Genomic DNA, 18,092 nt, shown 5'->3' on the forward strand with positions numbered 1-18,092 from the left:
AATTCATTTTCAGTCATAGTGAGCAACATTTATTGATTCCAGTTCATAGCAAAACCTATGATCTGAATATAGTTCAACATGACATTTCTAACGGGTTCAAACCGGACATTTCTAAATGGGACCTACAAGCGTAATGCGGATTAGATACCATATGTTAAATACAGGCGTTTTTAGCGCAAAGTCATACTACGAGCTGAATGATCGGTATTTGTGGTCTTAAAATCGATTATAGGGACGATTTTATGGGTTTCTTTGATATTATTATTCTTATATTTTTTATTTTGGTTTTTTATGGATATTTTAATTAATAATTTTCCAAGCCCTGTTTCAAAACTAACACTCCTTGATCCTAATGGTATGGAGTGCAAGGACTTTAAAAGTCCAACGTTACTCTTAGGTTTTGATATGGGGGGGGATATTAAAGCATTAAATGATAATGCTTTAAGTAAATTTTTTAGTAGCTTAATTTTGTATGATTCATTAATTATGATTGATACAGATTTTAGAAAATTAATTTCTTTCATTGGATTTGATGATTGCTTTACTTTATTAAAAGAAAGAAAAGTAAAACTAATATATAGTGAAGTTGATTTCTCAATGGAGTTTTTAAATAAAAATGGCTCTAAGCTAAAGCTAAATACTGATATTAAACCAATCCCACTATTACCTTATATGGAAACTAATTTTCAATCATATACAGAAAGGAAATCAATTAAGAGTGAATTTATTCAAAGTATTGAAAATGCCATGATAAATAAAGTAAATGATAGTGAAACAGATAAATTAAATAGCTTAATTATTGATAATTTAAAGAAAGACATATTGAATAAGGAAATTTCTAATCAGTTCCTGAATGGTGTTGAATCTATTGATTGTATGAACCCTTACCAAACAACAAGTGTATTAAGACTAATAAATACACTTAAAGGATTTTCATTACAAGAGAAATACAACGTTGGATGTATAGTTCAAGATTCATTCTCTAAAGATTACCTAAGTTCAAAATTATCATTCTACACTAGAAAACCCATTATAGATAAAGTGGATTATTTTTCTGATGTATGTAGTATTAAAAAAATTCCTAATATTTATGATTTATATAGAAGAAAGTTAATATCTATTAATGATATTATAAATATATCCAATGAGAATAAAGCAAAAAAATTTAATGAATGGTTTAATGATGACAATTTAACTAAAGAAGATATATTATTTGCTTTAACTAAAAGTCATAAAAATAGCCATCTATTAAAAAGTATAAGGTGGACATTACCCAACATAGCTGGATTGGTTAATCCTTTACTAGGTTTAGCATCGTCGTTTTGTGATAGTTTTTTAGTTGATAAAGTCATAAATGGATGGAGTCCTAATATATTCTTGGATGATGTATTAAAAGAAAAAATAGATGTATTAGTTCAAAAAAAAGAAAAAGAGCACCAGCGAACATTAATTATAAAAAGATTTGGTTCTATTAAACCAAATGAAAAATGTCCATGCCAGAGTGGCCTAAAGTTTAAAAAATGTCACGGGGCTTTTTAGTTCGGTCTACCTGTTAGTGCGCATAAATAGATTAAATGTTAAATACCGTCTAAAAAGACGGTATTTTTGTCCAATAATCATCCGAACAATTCAGAATGAGAACCGCATCTAACTAATATCAGTTCTTTTAATTCCCAATCGACATCCCATATTAATAAAAAATCAGGTTGAATATGGCATTCCATATGAGGTTTCCAATCCCCTTGTAAAAGATGGGGTCTGTATTGCTCAGGAACTGTACCTGTTTTTATTAAGTGACTATCAATTAACTCTTTGAGTAGAGAAGTATTATATCGTGTATTTTTAGCCGCTTTTTTTAAGTCCTTTTTAAAGGCGTTTTTTACTCTAATTTTTAACATCACTACAGCCTAAGACATCACTAAACAAATCACTTGCTGAGCTATATTCATCTTTAGTGACTGGTTCTTTCATTGCTTTTAGTGTTTCTCTATTCGGCATCTTAAGTTCGATTGGAAATTCATTACGTAATTTTATTTGGCTTAAAAAAATACGAATAGCATCTGACATACTCATACCTAATTCGGATAGAATTACTTCAGATTCATGCTTTAGTTCACTAGAGACTCTAGCTCTAACTATTTCTGTTTTCATTATTTGTGCCTCGTATGTGCTACATTATTATAAAGAGTAACAAAAAATGATGCTATTAGCGATCTTTGTTATATCTGGACGTTATCGTGTATCAGTTCACATAAAGATCTAATATGTTAAATACCGTCCAATTTAAGGCGGTATTTTTGCATATGAGGTAGATTTAAAATAAATGTAACATTAGTTACGGTATTTTACCGTAACTACAAAAATGGCGATTAAGATGGCTAACGTATTAAAAAATGAGCGTTTAAAAGATCACCTGTAAAAGATAATTACACAGAATTATTTACAGGGTCTGTAGATTCAATTAATAAGTACAACCCGCACGAATAGACATAAGCTCTAATGCCCATACAAGACATCAAAATCAGGAATGTTCTGCTCCCAAATAGGCAAATCTTCGCCAACAATTGACTTTAGAATCTCGATAAATCGCTTCGTTTTAATAGGTGCATCTCGATGTGGGTACACCGCATAAATAGTTCCAAAATCATCAATATTCAAATGAGTCATAATAGGTATTAGTTTACCTTCAATAATCTCATTATTAAGCATTTTCGCAGAAACAACTGCCAGTGTATTTCCTGCTAATACACTTTTTACCATCATTTCTACATCATTAACTTTATAAATAGCATTAAGCTTAAATTGATGTTCGTTATTATTTTCATCAAGATAGCTAAATTTATCAATTAATAATCCCGGTGCCGAATAAATAGTTGCGGGTAATGTTTCTAATCTTTTAATTGTCTCTATTTTTCCGTGTTGTTTAATAAAATCAGCAGAAGCGACAATTAATAAACGACTTCGAGCAATATTTCTTGATATCAAACTTGAGTTTTTAGCCTTACCAATACGAAACCCAATATCAAAACCTTCTTGCACTATATCAACCATTCTATCTTCTAATCTAAGTTCACACTTCACATCAGGATACTGCTGCTGAAAAATAGAAATCGCATCTTGTACATATTGACGACCAAACATCATCGAACTGGTGATCTTCAATGTTCCTTTTGGTTCTGAACGATAATTTTGAGTTAAGCGATGAGTATTTTCTAGTAGTTCTCGCAATTGCCGCGCTTGATTTACCATTTCACTACCAACAGCGGTTAACGATAACGAACGCGTAGTACGATTAAGTAAACGAACTCCCAACTCCTTTTCTAAACGGCTTATCTGTTTTGATATTACAGAGCGATCTATATTTTTCTGCTCTGCCACATTCGTAAAAGACCCCAGCTCTATCACTTCGAGTAATAACAATAAACGATTAGAAAAATCCATATAAGCCTTATAAGAATAAAGAAACAAACCATTGGTGCAATATTAGCATCAATCCTATGCCATTATTGGCATTTTTCTCATCTAATAAATTGTTTATAGTTAACTCAATGACGAAAAGGAAGTCATTTAACGTTACCGTATTTAGCGAGCCTAGTAGGCTATTTAGAGGAAATTATTATGAAAACATTATCAATTACTAGCCATGGTGGTATCGCAACAGTAACCATCAATAATCCACCAGTGAATGTAATAAATATTGATCTCATTAACGAAATTAATGCGTTTGTACTTTCTTTAAAAGATGACCGTGATACAAAAGTAGTTGTGTTTAAATCACTGCACGAAACGTTCTTTTTAGCACACCTTGATCTTAATGTGATTAACGGTACCCAAGGTGGACAAGCGGCTTCTATTGAGTTTAGCCACATGATCATGAACATCAAAGCAATGAAGCAAGTCTCTGTTGCCTTGGTTGATGGTGTTGCTCGTGGTGGCGGTGACGAATTTGTAATGGCATGTGACCTTTCTTATGCCACTGAAAATGCAGCTTTTGCTCAACCAGAAATTCACGTCAATATTCCAACTGGCGGTCAAGGCGCAGTTCAGTACGCAAGAAGAATGGGCAAAAACAAAGCCTTACAAGCGCTACTATTAGGTAACGATTTCACGGCACAACAAGCTGAAAAACTAAATATTATTACTCAGTTTGTGCCTAAAGCAGAAATGAATGCCTTTTTAGAAATGACACTTGGCATCATTAGCAGCTTAGAAATTCGTGATATCGTGATGTACAAAGAAATCATCGCAGCGTCAATTACAGACGAAACCGCAGGCGCAGAGCTAGAGTTACGCTACTTTTTAGAGCGTGCAAAAGAAGAAAAAACCGCGATGATTATCTCTACATTTCTAAAACATGGCGGACAAACTGAGCGTGAAGCAAAAGATATGCAAGGTATCTTTATGGACACAGCTGCCGAATTATCAAAATAATAGAAATAAATAACGCCCTGAGTAAATCTCTTTATTCAGGGTGGTTTCTATTACCACACAAATTACTGCCATTTCTCTTCAGATCATTTATTGACTATTCCGTAAATAAGTTTCATATTAACGCGCCGCAACAACCTTAACACCAACCTCAATCTTTCAGCCCCAACTTCATCATGTTTTCATTCACAATCGCAACAGGTAATGGAATATAACCGTCTTTTTGCACTATATTCTGACCATCACTGGATAAAATAAAGCGTAAGAATTCTTGCTCCATCGGTGCTAAAGCTTTGTTGGGGTGTTTGTTGATATATAAATACAAATAGCGTGATAGTGGATAATTACCGTTGATAGAATTCTCTACCGTGGCTTCAACATAATCAGAGCCTTCACGGGCAACAGGAATAGCGCGAATCCCCGTGGTCTTATAGCCAATACCTGAATAACCAATCGCATTGAGCGAGGTCGAAACAGACTGCACCACCGAGGCTGAACCCGGTTGTTCATTAACGTTATTACGAAAATCGCCACGACATAAAGCACGCTTTTTAAAATCACCATAGGTGCCTGATACTGAGTTACGACCAAATAATTGAATATTACGCTGCTGCCAACTATTGGGTAAGCCTAGTTGTCCCCATTGAGTAATAGGTACTAATGCACCACAACGTAAGGTACGCGAATATATTGCATCTAGCTGCTCAAAATTGATGCCTTTAAGCGGGTTATCTTCATGCACAAACACGGCTAACGCATCCACCGCCACTTTAATTGCGGTTGGTTTATAGCCGTATTCTTTTTCAAATGCTTCAACTTCTTTGGTTTTCATTAAGCGACTCATTGGCCCTAATTGTGCCGTCGCTTCCACCAGCGCAGTCGGTGCTGTTGATGAACCAGATGCTTGAATTTGAATATTAACGTTTGGATATTGACGTTTAAAAGCCTCTGTCCAGTAGGTCATTAAGTTAGCTAGCGTATCCGATCCCACCGACGATAAATTACCCGAAATTCCGCTCACTTTAAAATAAGGTTGTAACTGAATATCGACCTCGGCTATCGAGGTCGTCGCTGCCATAACAGGCGCTAATGCCATCAAACTCCACACACTGAGCCCGCTCATGGTTGTGGTGATCATTTTTATTAGTGGTGACATTAGCATTAGGTATCCTTACCTTTTATTAGTGATCATTAGTCGCGGTATGTGGCAATGCAATATCAACCACTAATCGACTTGGCAACGTGAATGAAAAGGTACTGCCCTTATCAATCTCGCTCTCTATTTCTAGATGTGCGTCATGGTGACTGAGTGCATGCTTAACAATAGCGAGCCCTAGACCACTGCCGCCAGTTTCACGAGAACGGGCTTTATCAACTCGGTAAAAACGTTCCGTTAAACGGTGAATATGTTGCGCCTCAATACCTTCACCACTGTCAGTCACTTCTAATCGTGGCCCTGTTGGTGAGCGATACCAACGCACATGAATAGCGGCATCATTCGGGGTATGTTTAACCGCGTTATAAACCAAGTTTGAAATGGCACTGCGGAGTTGATCATTATCGCCAAAGACTTTTAAGCTGTTATCAACCTCAAAGGTAAATGACTGATCTTTATTACTACTGAGCGACATCGCTTCTTTTTCTAAAATATCCAGCATTGCAGGCACATCGACCATTTCTTCTAGTTCAATCGTCGGTGCAGCTTCAATTTTAGATAACGTTAATAACTGCTCAACCAGCGCATTCATACGCGCTAATTGTTCGGTCATCACACCATGAGCGCGATCCCACATTGGTCCCATTAGCATTTCAGGATCTTGTGCCATTTCAAGATACCCTTGCAAGACAGTCATTGGGGTGCGTAGTTCATGGGACACATTGGCAAAGAAATTACGGCGCATGCCTTCCAGTTGTTTTAACTGTGACACATCGCGCACTGCCATCAGATATTCGCCCTCGGTGTAGCGCATGATCCGTAATTCTAGAGTACGGTCATAGTTCATCGGTGAGGTTATTTCTAATGGGGTATCAAAAGCTTGACGAGAAAGGTAGCGAACAAAATCGGGGCTGCGTAACAAATTACTGATAGGTTGACCGCTATCATCAGGCCAGCGCAAACCTAATAATTGTTGGGCTAATTTGTTGCACCACACAATATTACCTTCGCTACGAAACACCACCACCGCATCGGGCAATGATTCTGCACCATTACGGAAACGACGAATTAAGGTGGTCAGTTCTTTACGGCGGCGACGATTACGTTGTTGTAAGCGGTAAATACCATTAAATAGCGGCTCCCAACTGCCAGAGCCAGAAGGCGGCGTTAAGCTACGATCTTTCCATAACCAATTCGACATTTTAAGTTGATTATGAAAATGCCACCCCAGTTGGATCCAACTCGCGATCAATAAAAACCACGGTAAGTAGCCAAAAATAACGCCAAGTATAAGCCAAGGTAGATAAAATAATATCAGCTCCCCAACCAACTTTTTCCATGTCAATCTTTCCACATGTTTACTCCTAACAGCAACGGAGTAATACAGTGGTTCCGTTACGCTATTTTTCTATTCGATAAAACCAACACAACCTTCATTGCTATCATAGGCGCATGATAATAATGAAGGTAACGAGTTTGCCACGGCTGATAAGCACAATGGAATATTTACATGCGGGTTGAAAAACGGTATCCCGCCCCACGAACCGTTTGAATCATCTTATCGTGACCATCATTCTCAAGTGCTTTACGTAAGCGACGAATATGGACATCAACAGTGCGATCTTCAACGTAAACATTGGTGCCCCACACATTGTTCAACAGTTGCTCACGGCTATAAACGCGCTCTTGGTGAGTCATAAAAAAGTGCAACATCTTAAACTCAGTCGGCCCCATGTCGAGTGGCTCATCGGCTGAGGTTACGCGATGTGAAACGGGATCTAATTTCAATCCTTGAACGTCAATCACATCATCTAAAGCCGTTGGTGAAGCGCGACGCATAACGGCTTTCAAACGTGCCATTAACTCTTTAGGTGAAAACGGTTTAGTGATGTAATCATCTGCACCCACTTCAAGACCACGTACTTTATCTTCTTCTTCACCACGGGCCGTTAGCATCACCACTGGAATTTGGCGAGTCAATTCATCACGCTTGAAATGCTTAATCAAGTTAATGCCAGAGCCTCCAGGTAACATCCAATCCATTAAGATCAACTCAGGATACGGCTCACACATTTTTTCTAATGCACTATCGTAATCTTCAGCTTCTATTGCTTGATATCCATTTTGCTCTAGGACAAAACACAACATTTCGCGAATCGGTGCTTCGTCTTCTACTACAAGAATCCGTCTTGCCATAATAAAATCTACCTAGTCGTTTGTTTTCTCTGACATGCATCATTATGTGTGTTCATTATGACACTTTTGTGACTTTTTCAGATAAAGATGATTTTAATAGAATCAATAACAATCGCTTAAAATACGTTTGCTATTTGATTCTACAACAAAAATAACCCAACACTTAATGGCAATATAATTACCCTTTTATGATGATTTGGCTACGTCCACCGCCTATGGCTTCAACCGCAACTTGCACGCCAATTCGCTCAACTAAGGTGCTAACATGCGAGATAACCCCAATCTGACGCCCATCCGCTTGCAAAGCATCTAAGCAAGCTAATGCCATCTCTAAACTATCAGGATCAAGCGTACCAAAACCTTCATCAATAAACAGTGAACCGAGCTGGCGCGTATCAGCCGCAAGTGAGGCTAACGCTAATGCTAACGACAACGACACCAAGAAACTTTCGCCACCAGAAAGCGATTCCACACTGCGCACTTCATCGCCCATATCATGATCAATAACTTGTAACGCTAACGGGCTGCCAGGTACAGGTTGTAGCGCATAACGTGGGGCTAAATCTTGCAAATGTTCGTTCGCTGCTAACACCAATTGTTGTAAGGTTAGCCCTTGTGCCAAGGTACGGAACTTATTGCCCGTTGCAGAGCCGATTAACTCATTCATTTGTAGCCAGAGTTCGGTTTGGGTTTGTTGTGTCGCTAACGCAGATCGTAGATCTCCTGCCTGTTGTTCCGCTTGCTCGGCATGGACTAATTGCTGACGTAATTGAAACACCTGATCATCACTGTGCTGTTTTTGAGTTTGCCACTCAGCCATAATTTGTTGTTGTGAGCTCGCATCACTGCTGATGTCATGGTCAGTAAACCAATCTGTCGCTAATTCAACCATTGGCTGATGATCAATATGTGCTTGTTGACGCTCTTTTAATACTGTTTGGCAAGCAGATAATGCCTGTTCGATCTGTTTAAGCTCAGCCCGTTGTTGGTGCAACCATGCATCATCTTTACTCAATAACGCGGTCAATTCAGGTTCAGTCAGGGCTAATTTTTCTAGCCAATTACCCCATGTTTGTTGTAACTGTTGCTGAGCTTGATTGGCTTCAACCAATTGCTGTTGAGCATGTTGATGGTGCGCTTCATTTGCCGCCATCGCTTCGGCTAACTGATTAAGCCGAGTTTGCTGTTGTTGTAATTGTTGTTGCTGGTATTCAAGCTCAGCTTTGGCTTTATGTTCAATGACATCTAACGATTGCTCACCAATGAGATCAAGCCGTTGTTGCCAATATAGCGTTTGTTGTTGCGTTAATTGATGATCTTTATTGGCCATCGTCTGTAACTGCTGCTCGCTATGCTCAACCCCACTGATTAACTGAGCTAATACGGGAGCACGTTCAGCCAACTGTTTTTCAAGTTGCTGTTGTTGGCTAACATTGGTTTGATATTGTGCTATTTGTTGCTCAAGTTCGGCGATAAAACTATTTTTACCTTGCTGAGATAATACTGTTAGCCACGCATCATTTCCGTAAATTGCATTCAATGCTTGTTGTCTTTGTTCGTAGACTTTTTGTTGGCTTTCACATTGTGACACTAACGCTTTTTGCTGTTCTTGCGCTTGCGTTTGTTGTTGCGACAGTTGATGGTAGGTCTCTTTGAGCTCAGCTTGTTGATGACTCAATTGCAGCAATTGTTGCTGTTGCTGTTTAACCTCGGTGATCAGTTTTTTACGCTGCTCGCCTTGGGTTTTAATGGTCTGCATTTTCGCTATCGCATCATCCTGTGCTTGTGACCAATTGGCTTGATAATGTGCCAATTGAGCCACATCACTGACGGCGGATAAGCGAATTTCAGCCAACGTTATCGCATCAAGATCAAGCGCCATTAAATCAGACCAATGACATTGTTGCTGACTGACTAATGTTTGAATATTCGCATTAAGCCCATCAATCTCTTGCGCTAATTCGGTTTGGGTGTGTTGATCTTGCGTGATGGTTTGGGTCAGTTGACGCTGCTCGGCATGAACATTTTGCAATTGTTGGGCTAGCTGCTGCAATCGCTGCTGTTGCTGACTAATAATGGTGGCAACTTGCGGATTATGTTGCTGGTATGGATGTTCAAGCGCACCACATAACGGACACGCTGCGCCCTCAATCAATTGCTCACGATAATCAGTTAGGTTCATCACCGCGCGACTTTGAGTCAATTGGTGATCAACTTCTTTATGTTGCGCGTCTAATTGTAATAATTCAGGGGCTAGTGTGGTTAAACGGTGCTGATTATTGGTGATAGTTACCCCTAATGCCTGCTGTTGTAACTGCAATTTATCACGTTGCTGTAGCTGCCCATGCCACTTATCTAAGCCATATAAACTGTCTTTTAATTGGCTATTACACTGTTGATAAGCACTATAATCTTGACGTTGTTGATCTTGTATTTGTTCTAATTGAACAAGATCATACGCAGCAACTTGTGCTGTTAACTGTTGCTGTTGTGCCGCAAAACCTGACAGATGTTGTTCTAAGTCAGCTTGTTGTTGAGTGATTGTGGTTAATGTTATTTGACGTTGTTTGATATCTGCTTGCAGGTGAGCAATATCGGTTTGTGCTTGCTGAAATTGGTTAACGTTATCTTTGATCGCGTTATGCTGTTCAGCTAATGCTTTCACCGCTTGCGTTGTCTTTAACTCAACCACCAGCTGTTGATACTGTTGTTGTGAGGTTTGTTGTTGCTGTTGCTGCTTTAATAATTGCTCACGGTTAAGCGCTAACGCATTGGTTAACTGTGAAATTTGCAGCTGTAACTCATCGCGTTGCAACTGTAAGCCATGACGTTGTTGTTCAATGGTGGCTGCTTGCTTTAATTTTGGTTCTAGCGCATTAAACGCCTGTTGTTTTTGAGTCAGTAACTGTTGGCATTGCTCAGTACTTGCTTGCAATTGCGCTTGCTGTTGGTGATTTTCTTTTAAGGTAGCGCTGCTTTGTTGCTCTGTTGCCGTCCACTTAATTAGTTGCTGTTTTGCTTGTACTAATAAGCTGAAATCACCACGGGCAGGCAAGGCTTGTTCGTATTGTTGCAACTCTATATAACGCGGCGCTGCTTGTTGTTGAATGAACTCAGCTTGCTGTAACTGTTGTTCACCCTCAGCAATACGCAGCTGTAACTTTGACGCGGTTAGCATGACATCCTGATGCTGTTTTAATTGCTCAAGCTGTTGCTGTTGAGTATTAACTTGTTGACGTACAACCTCTAACTGGCTATTTAATGCCAATTTTTGTTCATCCGTTAATAAGGCCACATCGCCAAGCTTATCTTGTAACTGAGCCAGCTTTTGTTTTTCCTCAGCTGAACGCTTATAAGCCGCCATCGATAACCGACCGTAAATTTCACCGCCCGTCATTCGTTCAAGTAACGTGGCACGTTCATCAGCACCCGCTTTTAAAAATGCCGCAAACTCACCTTGAGGTAACATCACTGCGCGACGGAATTGATCAAAACTCAACCCAATTAAGCGTTCTATTTCAGCTTGTAACTCTTGTTTTTTACCCGCAAAACGTTGCCCAGTTTCAATATTCTCTAACCATTGTTCAGCCGCTTGCATTTTACCTTCCGCTCGACCACGAGCACGACGCACTTGCCAATGGGTACGCCAATGCGAACCATCGTTAGCAATAAAATCTACCTCAGCAAACCCCTCGGCTTTACCGCGCGATAAAATACTGCGCACATCGTTGGCTTTAATGCGATTATCGTCATCATCACGCCCGATTTCAGCATCATTTTTTTTATTAGATTGCAGGCGAGGAATACGATCGTATAACGCTAAACAAATCGCATCGAGCAAGGTTGATTTACCCGCGCCTGTTTTACCCGTAATCGCAAATAATCCCGCTTCGCCTAAGCGTCCACCAGCAAAATCAATCTCAAATTTGGTTTGTAAACTCGCTAAATTTTCACCACGCAGTGCAAGTATTTTCATTTTATTATTCTCTATTATTATTGTTGTTCTTCAACTTGCACTAATAAGCTTTCAAAAGCGGCAGTCATCGCAGCATCAGGTTCACCATCGTATTTTTTATTCCAACTCAGAGAAAATACTTGTTGCGGTGACACCTCAGATAACCGTTGGTGCTGCAAGCCTTGTTGCTGTTCGACGTGTTGATAATGCGGGGTGATTTTAGCCAACCGTACCGATTTACCTTCTAATGCTTGCAACACTTTTTCACGTAACAGAGCTTGGGGCTTATCAAGCAGTACATGCACCTCTAAAAAGGGTTGTTGCTCACGAGGAAGTTCATCATCAGATAACGCTTTAAGTGCCACTAATACTTCATCTAATGGCGCAGGTTTGGTTGGTACTTTTAGCATATCAACACTTCGAGGAATGGTGATTGGCTCAATATTAATAACGTCAGTACCGTCTAATTCAACCACCACGATTTGATGGCTATAATTACGCTCAGCCATTGATAGTGGGATCGGTGAGCCGCAATAACGCACATGTTCTTGCTTGGAAACTTTTTGGGCTAAATGCAAATGTCCAAGGGCAACATAGCTAACATCATCGGCAAAAATAGTCGCCGGTAGCGCATGCTGATTCCCCCCTAATACCCGTCGCTCTGACATCTCAGAAATTTTTCCTGACGCCATATACGCGTGGCCCATACCGATTAACGCTTGTTGAGGTTGTTTACGCTCACGAGCAACGGCGGTCATTTCGGCATACAACACTTCGACCCCTTTAATGAGGCGATCATCTGTTTCAGCTAAATTTTCAGTGCGTAAATCAGCGCTGCGTAAAAATGGCACCGCAAGCACCCACGCCGCTTGTTCACCATCGGCATTGGTTAATGGTACTAACATTCGATCGCAATCTAATTCGCCATTATCTAGCCGATGAATACCGCCAACTAAATGCAAATTAAACGCTTTTAACAACGCTTGTGGCGCATCGAGTTTACTGGGTGAATCATGGTTGCCACCGATCATTACCACATCAAGCTTAGGCAATGTTTTCGCTAATCGGGCTAAGAAACGATACAACATTTCCCATGCACTGGCGGCTGGATTAGCAGTATCAAAAATATCTCCTGCCACTAATAAGGCATCCGCTTGTTGTTGCTCAAGGGTATCAGCAAGCCAATCTAAAAATGCTTGATGTTCCGTTGCACGGCTATAGCCATGTAATTGATGGCCGAGATGCCAATCAGAGGTATGGATAATTTTCATAATGGGATAACACTACCAGGCCAGAAATAATCATCAGATTGTACCGTGTGAATCCTCAACTACACAGAGTTTTGATGATTCATAAACAACCGTCATAACAAAACGTTATTATTTTAATAAATATTGATAATTTTATATTATTTAAGGCTTGGCATAGTATTACCCCATCGAGAAAAGTTACGAATTAATCACTTTAATTTGGAGTAAATTATGAAAATGAATCACGTCGGTATAATGGTTGGCGACATGGACACTGCGGTTGAGTTTTATACTAAAGCGCTGGGTCTTGATATTGTGATGGGTAATACCAAAGTTACCGAAGAGCGTGAAACCGCCATTGGTCGCATGTGTATCGCAGTTTTTGGTGCGGGCTTTAAAGGCTTTAATATTGCCCATCTATTAACCAAAGATGGTATCGGCTTTGAGCTGTTTGAAATGAAAGACCGTCAACAGCGTCATGACGTTGATTTCTCTCGCATTGGCATTTTTCACTTCTGCCTTCAAACTGATGATTTTCATGGTGTTATAGCCCGTACTGAACAATATGGCGGTAAGGTTCGTATGGATATCATGCGCTACCACCCTGAAGATGACAGCAACACATCCCAAATGGTTTATTTAGAAGACCCTTTTGGTAACTTGTTTGAGCTGTACTCACATACTTATGAAGAGACTTACTCCACAAAGTATGAATAATATTTTTTAGAATAAGGATTGGTGATCGCCAATACGACCAACAATCACAAACGCTACTTAGTAATTTTCGGTGGTTAGGTTAAGATAGATCCCCAACTGTTTACCCTAAGAAGTGTGACTAGCATGATGTGGTTTAAAAATATACTGACTTACCGTTTTACGCGTGAGATTGACTTAAATGCAGACCAAATAGAAAAACAGCTGGAAGAATTCCGCTTTACACCTTGTGGTAGCCAAGACATTCAAAAGTTTGGCTGGGCGCATGCACTGGGCAAACATGGTGATATGTTTACCCATGTTTCTGGTGACAATATTTTAATTTGTGCACGCAAAGAAGAAAAAATGCTGCCTGCATCAGTGATCAAAGAATCATTGAACAACAAAATTGATATGCAGGAAAAAGATCTTGGTCGTAAACTGAAAAAGACTGAGAAAGACAGCCTCAAAGACGAAATCGTAATGGATTTATTACCACGCGCATTCAGTCGTCAACACCAAACTTACGCATTAATCATGCCTAAATTAGGCTTCATTGTGGTTGATGCGGGTAGCTACAAAAAAGCTGAAGATGTATTAGCATTATTACGTAAATCTATCGGTAGCTTACCTGTTGTTCCGGTTGTGCCTGAAAAACCATTAGCATTAACCCTAACAGAATGGGTTCGCAGCAACCAATCACCACAAGGTTTTACTATTGGTGAGGAAGCTGAATTTAAAGCGATTGAAGAAGACGGTGGCGTGATCCGTTGTAAGCAGCAAGATTTAAATTGTGATGAGATTTTAGCGCACATTGAAGCGAATAAAGTGGTCACTAAACTGGCACTTAATTGGCAAGATCGTATTGATTTCATTCTAGCGGATGACTTAACCGTTAAACGTCTTAAATTCTCTGATGAATTAAAAGATCAAAACGAAGATATCGACCGTGAAGATATGGCACAGCGCATTGATGCTGACCTGTCATTAATGGGCGGCGAGTTCTCTGCATTTTTACCCAACCTATTTGATGTTATCGGCGGCTTAGAAAACAAAGGTTAATTCCTCGGTTTTCGGCATGTGGCTTTAAGTCATATAAGCATTGCTTGAATAACAAAAAGAGCCGTCATGTGTTAGCACATGACGGCTCTTTTGCTACTTACTGATAAACTGTTCGTTATAAACGTCTATCTGCGTTACATACTCATTCCCATACTTGCATTGGCTTTTTTACCTAAACGGTAATACCAAATAGAAACAGGAATAAAGATAAGGTTCATCACGGTGGTGAAGTTCAAACCAAAGCCTGATTGATTTAATGCACGTGCTGTTTGGTCAGTTGTAACCCAACCAAAGCCATTAAAGATCGCATCAACACACAAACCTGTAAACAAGATAGAAACGAATAACAATCCAACCATCCATTTCGTTGGACGTTTACCGTAGTATTTTTGGTAAACACGGATCATTGGAATGGTTAACACATCAGATAAAATGAAACCAATCACGCCACCAAATGAAATACCACCATGCCACAATGCTGCCGCTAAAATCAGATTACCCACAGAGCAAACATACGCAACCATTGCCACAAAAATACCAATAATCACATCTAAGAAAGAATGTAACCAGACAGGTAAGCCAGCATCATTACTAATAAACAGATCGCGCCAACCATCTTGAGGCATTAATGCAATTAAAATGGAAGATACCACCACCCCGATCAGGATTTCTTTACCAATCATGGCAATATCCATTTGGAAGAAACCCGCAGACTTGGTGATTTTTTCCATGGTGGCAGATTGAGGCTCAGCCGCCATATTCATCTTCATTGCAGAATGATCGCCAGACTTCATGCTTGACATGTCCATGCCACAGTCACTGTCGTCAGCTTTCATCTTCGACATGTCCATGCCGCAATCACTGTCATCAGCTTTCATCTTAGACATATCCATGCCGCAGTCACTGTCATCAGACTTCATCTTAGACATGTCCATGCCGCAGTCACTGTCATCAGCTTTCATCTTCGACATATCCATGCCGCAGTCGCTGTCATCAGCTTTCATCTTAGACATGTCCATGCCACAATCACTGTCGTCAGCTTTCATCTTAGACATGTCCATGCCGCAATCACTGTCGTCAGCTTTCATCTTAGACATATCCATGCTGCAGTCACTGTCGTCAGACTTCATCTTAGACATATCCATGCCGCAACTTGCTTTTTGCGGTTGGGCGTCTAAAAGATGTTGGCGTAACTCTTGTTCAACATCTTTTGGATAAAATCGACTAAATAAAAATCCAGCGGTCGCAATTAAAATTAAACCACCAATGACTTCACCCCAGAAAAACGTCCAGCCCATCAACGCAACTAAGACAATGAACATTTCTATAATCAAGTTAGTGCTTGAAACTAAAAATGCCATTGCATTAGCAACCGTCGCTTTTTTAGTCAGTAACGTATGAGATAGTGACGCCGCAGCATATGAACATGATGACGACACCATGCCTAAAAAGGTAGTAAAGCCAAGACTCACTACGGTCGTTTTACCTAAATGTTTTACTACACTCGATACGGGTAATAAATTACGAATCCATGACGACAACATTAAGCCGAATGCTAATGGCCAAAAAATTTGCCAAACCATATTTCCAAATGTAGAAAACAAATGGATAACCAACCCACCAATATCTTGCCCTATCATATATACCTTCTTAATATGCCATCATTAACTAGTAGCAACATTGTGCAAACAGTTAGCACATGTTGCCCTAAAATATAACTAATGTATTTAATGCATACTAAGTATGTATTTTAGTACATTAATTAATAGATTATTTTTAACAATTACCACTGAGAATCTCGCTAAATTTATTTCTATACCAATATCAATTGCCGTGGATAATCATTATTTTCAAGAAAATTGGCAATGTGGGAATGAAAAAAGTAGAATCTCGCCTCCTCCCTATAGCACTAGGTGTTATAGGCTGATTTGGAATCAGACATCTAAGAGAACTAAACAATGTTTAAACCAGAATTACTATCTCCAGCCGGTAGCCTTAAAAACATGCGTTACGCCTTTGCTTATGGTGCAGATGCTGTCTATGCAGGCCAACCTCGTTACAGCCTTCGCGTTCGTAACAATGAATTCAATCTAGATAACCTGAAAATTGGTATCGATGAAGCACACGCACAAGGTAAAAAGCTGTATGTGGTTTGTAATATTCAACCGCATAACTCTAAGCTTAAAACCTTTATTCGTGACTTAAAGCCGATTGTAGAGATGGGCCCTGACGCACTTATCATGTCAGATCCTGGTTTGATCATGATGGTTCGTGAAGCATTTCCTGAAGTAGTCATTCACCTATCAGTACAAGCTAATGCTGTTAACTGGGCGACCGTTAAATTTTGGTCAACTCAGGGTGTTGAGCGTGTCATTCTTTCTCGTGAGTTATCACTAGAAGAAATCGAAGAGATTCGTGAGCACTGCCCTGATACAGAACTAGAAATCTTTGTTCATGGTGCTCTTTGCATGGCGTATTCTGGCCGTTGTTTGTTATCTGGTTACATCAATAAACGCGATCCAAACCAAGGCACGTGCACTAACTCATGCCGTTGGGAATACAAAGTAGAAAAAGCAGTTGAGAACGATTCAGGTCAAATCGTTGAAGCTAAAGACGCCATCCAAATTCAAGAAATTGAAGAGCGTCCAAATAATACATTAGGTCTTGGTAAGCCGATTGATGATGTTGTATTACTAAGCGAATCTCACCGTCCTGAAGAAAAAATGGCGGCATTTGAAGATGAGCATGGTACTTACATCATGAACTCTAAAGATCTTCGTGCAGTACAACATGTTGAGCGTCTAACTAAAATGGGCGTGCATTCACTGAAAATTGAAGGTCGTACTAAGTCTTTCTATTACTGTGCACGTACTGCGCAAGTTTACCGTAAAGCGATTGATGATGCGGTTGCTGGTAAGCCATTTGACGATTCACTACTAGGTACATTAGAAAGCCTAGCGCACCGTGGTTACACTGAAGGTTTCCTTCGTCGTCATACCCATGATGCTTACCAAAATTATGATTACGGTTACTCAATTTCAGATTCCCAACAATTTGTCGGTGAATTTACAGGTAAACGCCGTGGCGACCTTGCTGAAGTTGATGTGAAAAACAAGTTCATTGTCGGTGATAGCCTAGAAGTAATGACACCACAAGGTAACGTTGTCTTCAAACTTGAAACGATGGAAAACCGTAAATCAGAAGTGATTGATGATGCTAAAGGTAATGGTCACTTTGTGTTTATTCCAATGCCATCAGATATGGATCTAAGTTTTGGTTTATTAATGCGTAATTTGAATAACGGTGAAGATACCCGTAACCCACACGCACCTAAAGACGGTAAATAAGCACG

14 protein-coding genes are annotated in these 18,092 nt (G+C 39.7%); 5 read left to right on the forward strand and 9 right to left on the reverse strand.

Features of this window, described 5'->3' with window-relative positions; translation table 11 throughout:
- Nucleotides 1-291 precede the first annotated feature (291 nt).
- Nucleotides 292-1,539 (forward strand): SEC-C metal-binding domain-containing protein, encoded by a 1,248-nt coding sequence (locus CIK00_RS19965; protein WP_101770307.1) that lies wholly within the window; start codon nucleotides 292-294, stop codon nucleotides 1,537-1,539.
- A gap of 77 nt (nucleotides 1,540-1,616) precedes the next feature.
- Here CIK00_RS19965 and CIK00_RS19970 read toward each other — a convergent pair whose 3' ends face one another.
- From CIK00_RS19970 to CIK00_RS19980, 3 genes are all read right to left on the reverse strand, one after another.
- Nucleotides 1,617-1,898, reverse strand: coding sequence for a type II toxin-antitoxin system YafQ family toxin (locus CIK00_RS19970; RefSeq protein ID WP_101770308.1), 282 nt, complete (start codon nucleotides 1,896-1,898; stop codon nucleotides 1,617-1,619).
- Entirely contained in the window at nucleotides 1,885-2,151 is a 267-nt protein-coding gene (locus CIK00_RS19975) for a type II toxin-antitoxin system RelB/DinJ family antitoxin (RefSeq protein WP_101770309.1), read from the reverse strand. Before CIK00_RS19975 ends, CIK00_RS19970 begins: the two co-directional genes overlap by 14 nt.
- 345 nt (nucleotides 2,152-2,496) lie before the next feature.
- Nucleotides 2,497-3,441: a LysR family transcriptional regulator gene (locus CIK00_RS19980; protein WP_101770310.1), complete on the reverse strand. Its 945-nt coding sequence runs from the start codon at nucleotides 3,439-3,441 to the stop codon at nucleotides 2,497-2,499.
- A gap of 177 nt (nucleotides 3,442-3,618) precedes the next feature.
- On the opposite strand from CIK00_RS19980, the gene CIK00_RS19985 reads away from it, so the two are divergent.
- Entirely contained in the window at nucleotides 3,619-4,431 is an 813-nt protein-coding gene (locus CIK00_RS19985) for an enoyl-CoA hydratase/isomerase family protein (protein WP_101770311.1), read from the forward strand.
- A 148-nt stretch (nucleotides 4,432-4,579) separates the two neighbouring features.
- Here the strand turns inward: CIK00_RS19985 and CIK00_RS19990 are convergent, their stop codons facing one another.
- The 5 genes from CIK00_RS19990 to CIK00_RS20010 all read right to left on the reverse strand — a co-directional run bounded on the left by CIK00_RS19990 (nucleotide 4,580) and on the right by CIK00_RS20010 (nucleotide 13,006).
- Nucleotides 4,580-5,524 carry a PstS family phosphate ABC transporter substrate-binding protein gene (locus CIK00_RS19990; protein ID WP_269780632.1) on the reverse strand — a complete coding sequence of 315 codons (945 nt, stop codon included), beginning with the start codon at nucleotides 5,522-5,524 and terminating at the stop codon, nucleotides 4,580-4,582.
- Nucleotides 5,525-5,609: 85 nt separating this feature from the next.
- Nucleotides 5,610-6,938 (reverse strand): phosphate regulon sensor histidine kinase PhoR, encoded by a 1,329-nt coding sequence (gene phoR / locus CIK00_RS19995; protein WP_101770313.1) that lies wholly within the window; start codon nucleotides 6,936-6,938, stop codon nucleotides 5,610-5,612.
- 152 nt (nucleotides 6,939-7,090) lie between these two features.
- The gene (phoB, locus tag CIK00_RS20000) at nucleotides 7,091-7,780 is read right to left on the reverse strand and encodes a phosphate regulon transcriptional regulator PhoB (protein WP_045037157.1); all 690 of its coding nucleotides are present in this window, start codon (nucleotides 7,778-7,780) and stop codon (nucleotides 7,091-7,093) included.
- 178 nt (nucleotides 7,781-7,958) lie between these two features.
- Nucleotides 7,959-11,756, reverse strand: coding sequence for an AAA family ATPase (locus CIK00_RS20005; protein WP_101770314.1), 3,798 nt, complete (start codon nucleotides 11,754-11,756; stop codon nucleotides 7,959-7,961).
- Nucleotides 11,757-11,773: 17 nt separating this feature from the next.
- Entirely contained in the window at nucleotides 11,774-13,006 is a 1,233-nt protein-coding gene (locus tag CIK00_RS20010) for an exonuclease SbcCD subunit D C-terminal domain-containing protein (RefSeq protein WP_101770315.1), read from the reverse strand.
- Between the two features lie 210 nt (nucleotides 13,007-13,216).
- Here CIK00_RS20010 and CIK00_RS20015 point away from each other — a divergent pair, with 210 nt between their 5' ends.
- Both CIK00_RS20015 and rdgC read left to right on the forward strand, forming a co-directional pair.
- A complete protein-coding gene (locus tag CIK00_RS20015; protein WP_101770316.1) occupies nucleotides 13,217-13,702 on the forward strand; it encodes a VOC family protein in 486 nt (161 codons plus the stop codon).
- A gap of 126 nt (nucleotides 13,703-13,828) precedes the next feature.
- On the forward strand, nucleotides 13,829-14,740 hold the full coding sequence (rdgC, locus tag CIK00_RS20020; RefSeq protein ID WP_181314830.1) for a recombination-associated protein RdgC: 912 nt from the start codon (nucleotides 13,829-13,831) through the stop codon (nucleotides 14,738-14,740).
- A gap of 134 nt (nucleotides 14,741-14,874) precedes the next feature.
- On the opposite strand, the gene CIK00_RS20025 is transcribed toward rdgC, so the two are convergent.
- Nucleotides 14,875-16,380: a permease gene (locus CIK00_RS20025; RefSeq protein WP_101770317.1), complete on the reverse strand. Its 1,506-nt coding sequence runs from the start codon at nucleotides 16,378-16,380 to the stop codon at nucleotides 14,875-14,877.
- Between the two features lie 318 nt (nucleotides 16,381-16,698).
- Here CIK00_RS20025 and trhP point away from each other — a divergent pair, with 318 nt between their 5' ends.
- Entirely contained in the window at nucleotides 16,699-18,087 is a 1,389-nt protein-coding gene (trhP, locus tag CIK00_RS20030; protein WP_101770318.1) for a prephenate-dependent tRNA uridine(34) hydroxylase TrhP, read from the forward strand.
- The last annotated feature ends 5 nt before the right edge of the window (nucleotides 18,088-18,092 follow it).

Source organism: Photobacterium carnosum (genome assembly GCF_002849605.1).
In the GTDB taxonomy this organism is placed as follows: domain Bacteria; phylum Pseudomonadota; class Gammaproteobacteria; order Enterobacterales; family Vibrionaceae; genus Photobacterium; species Photobacterium carnosum.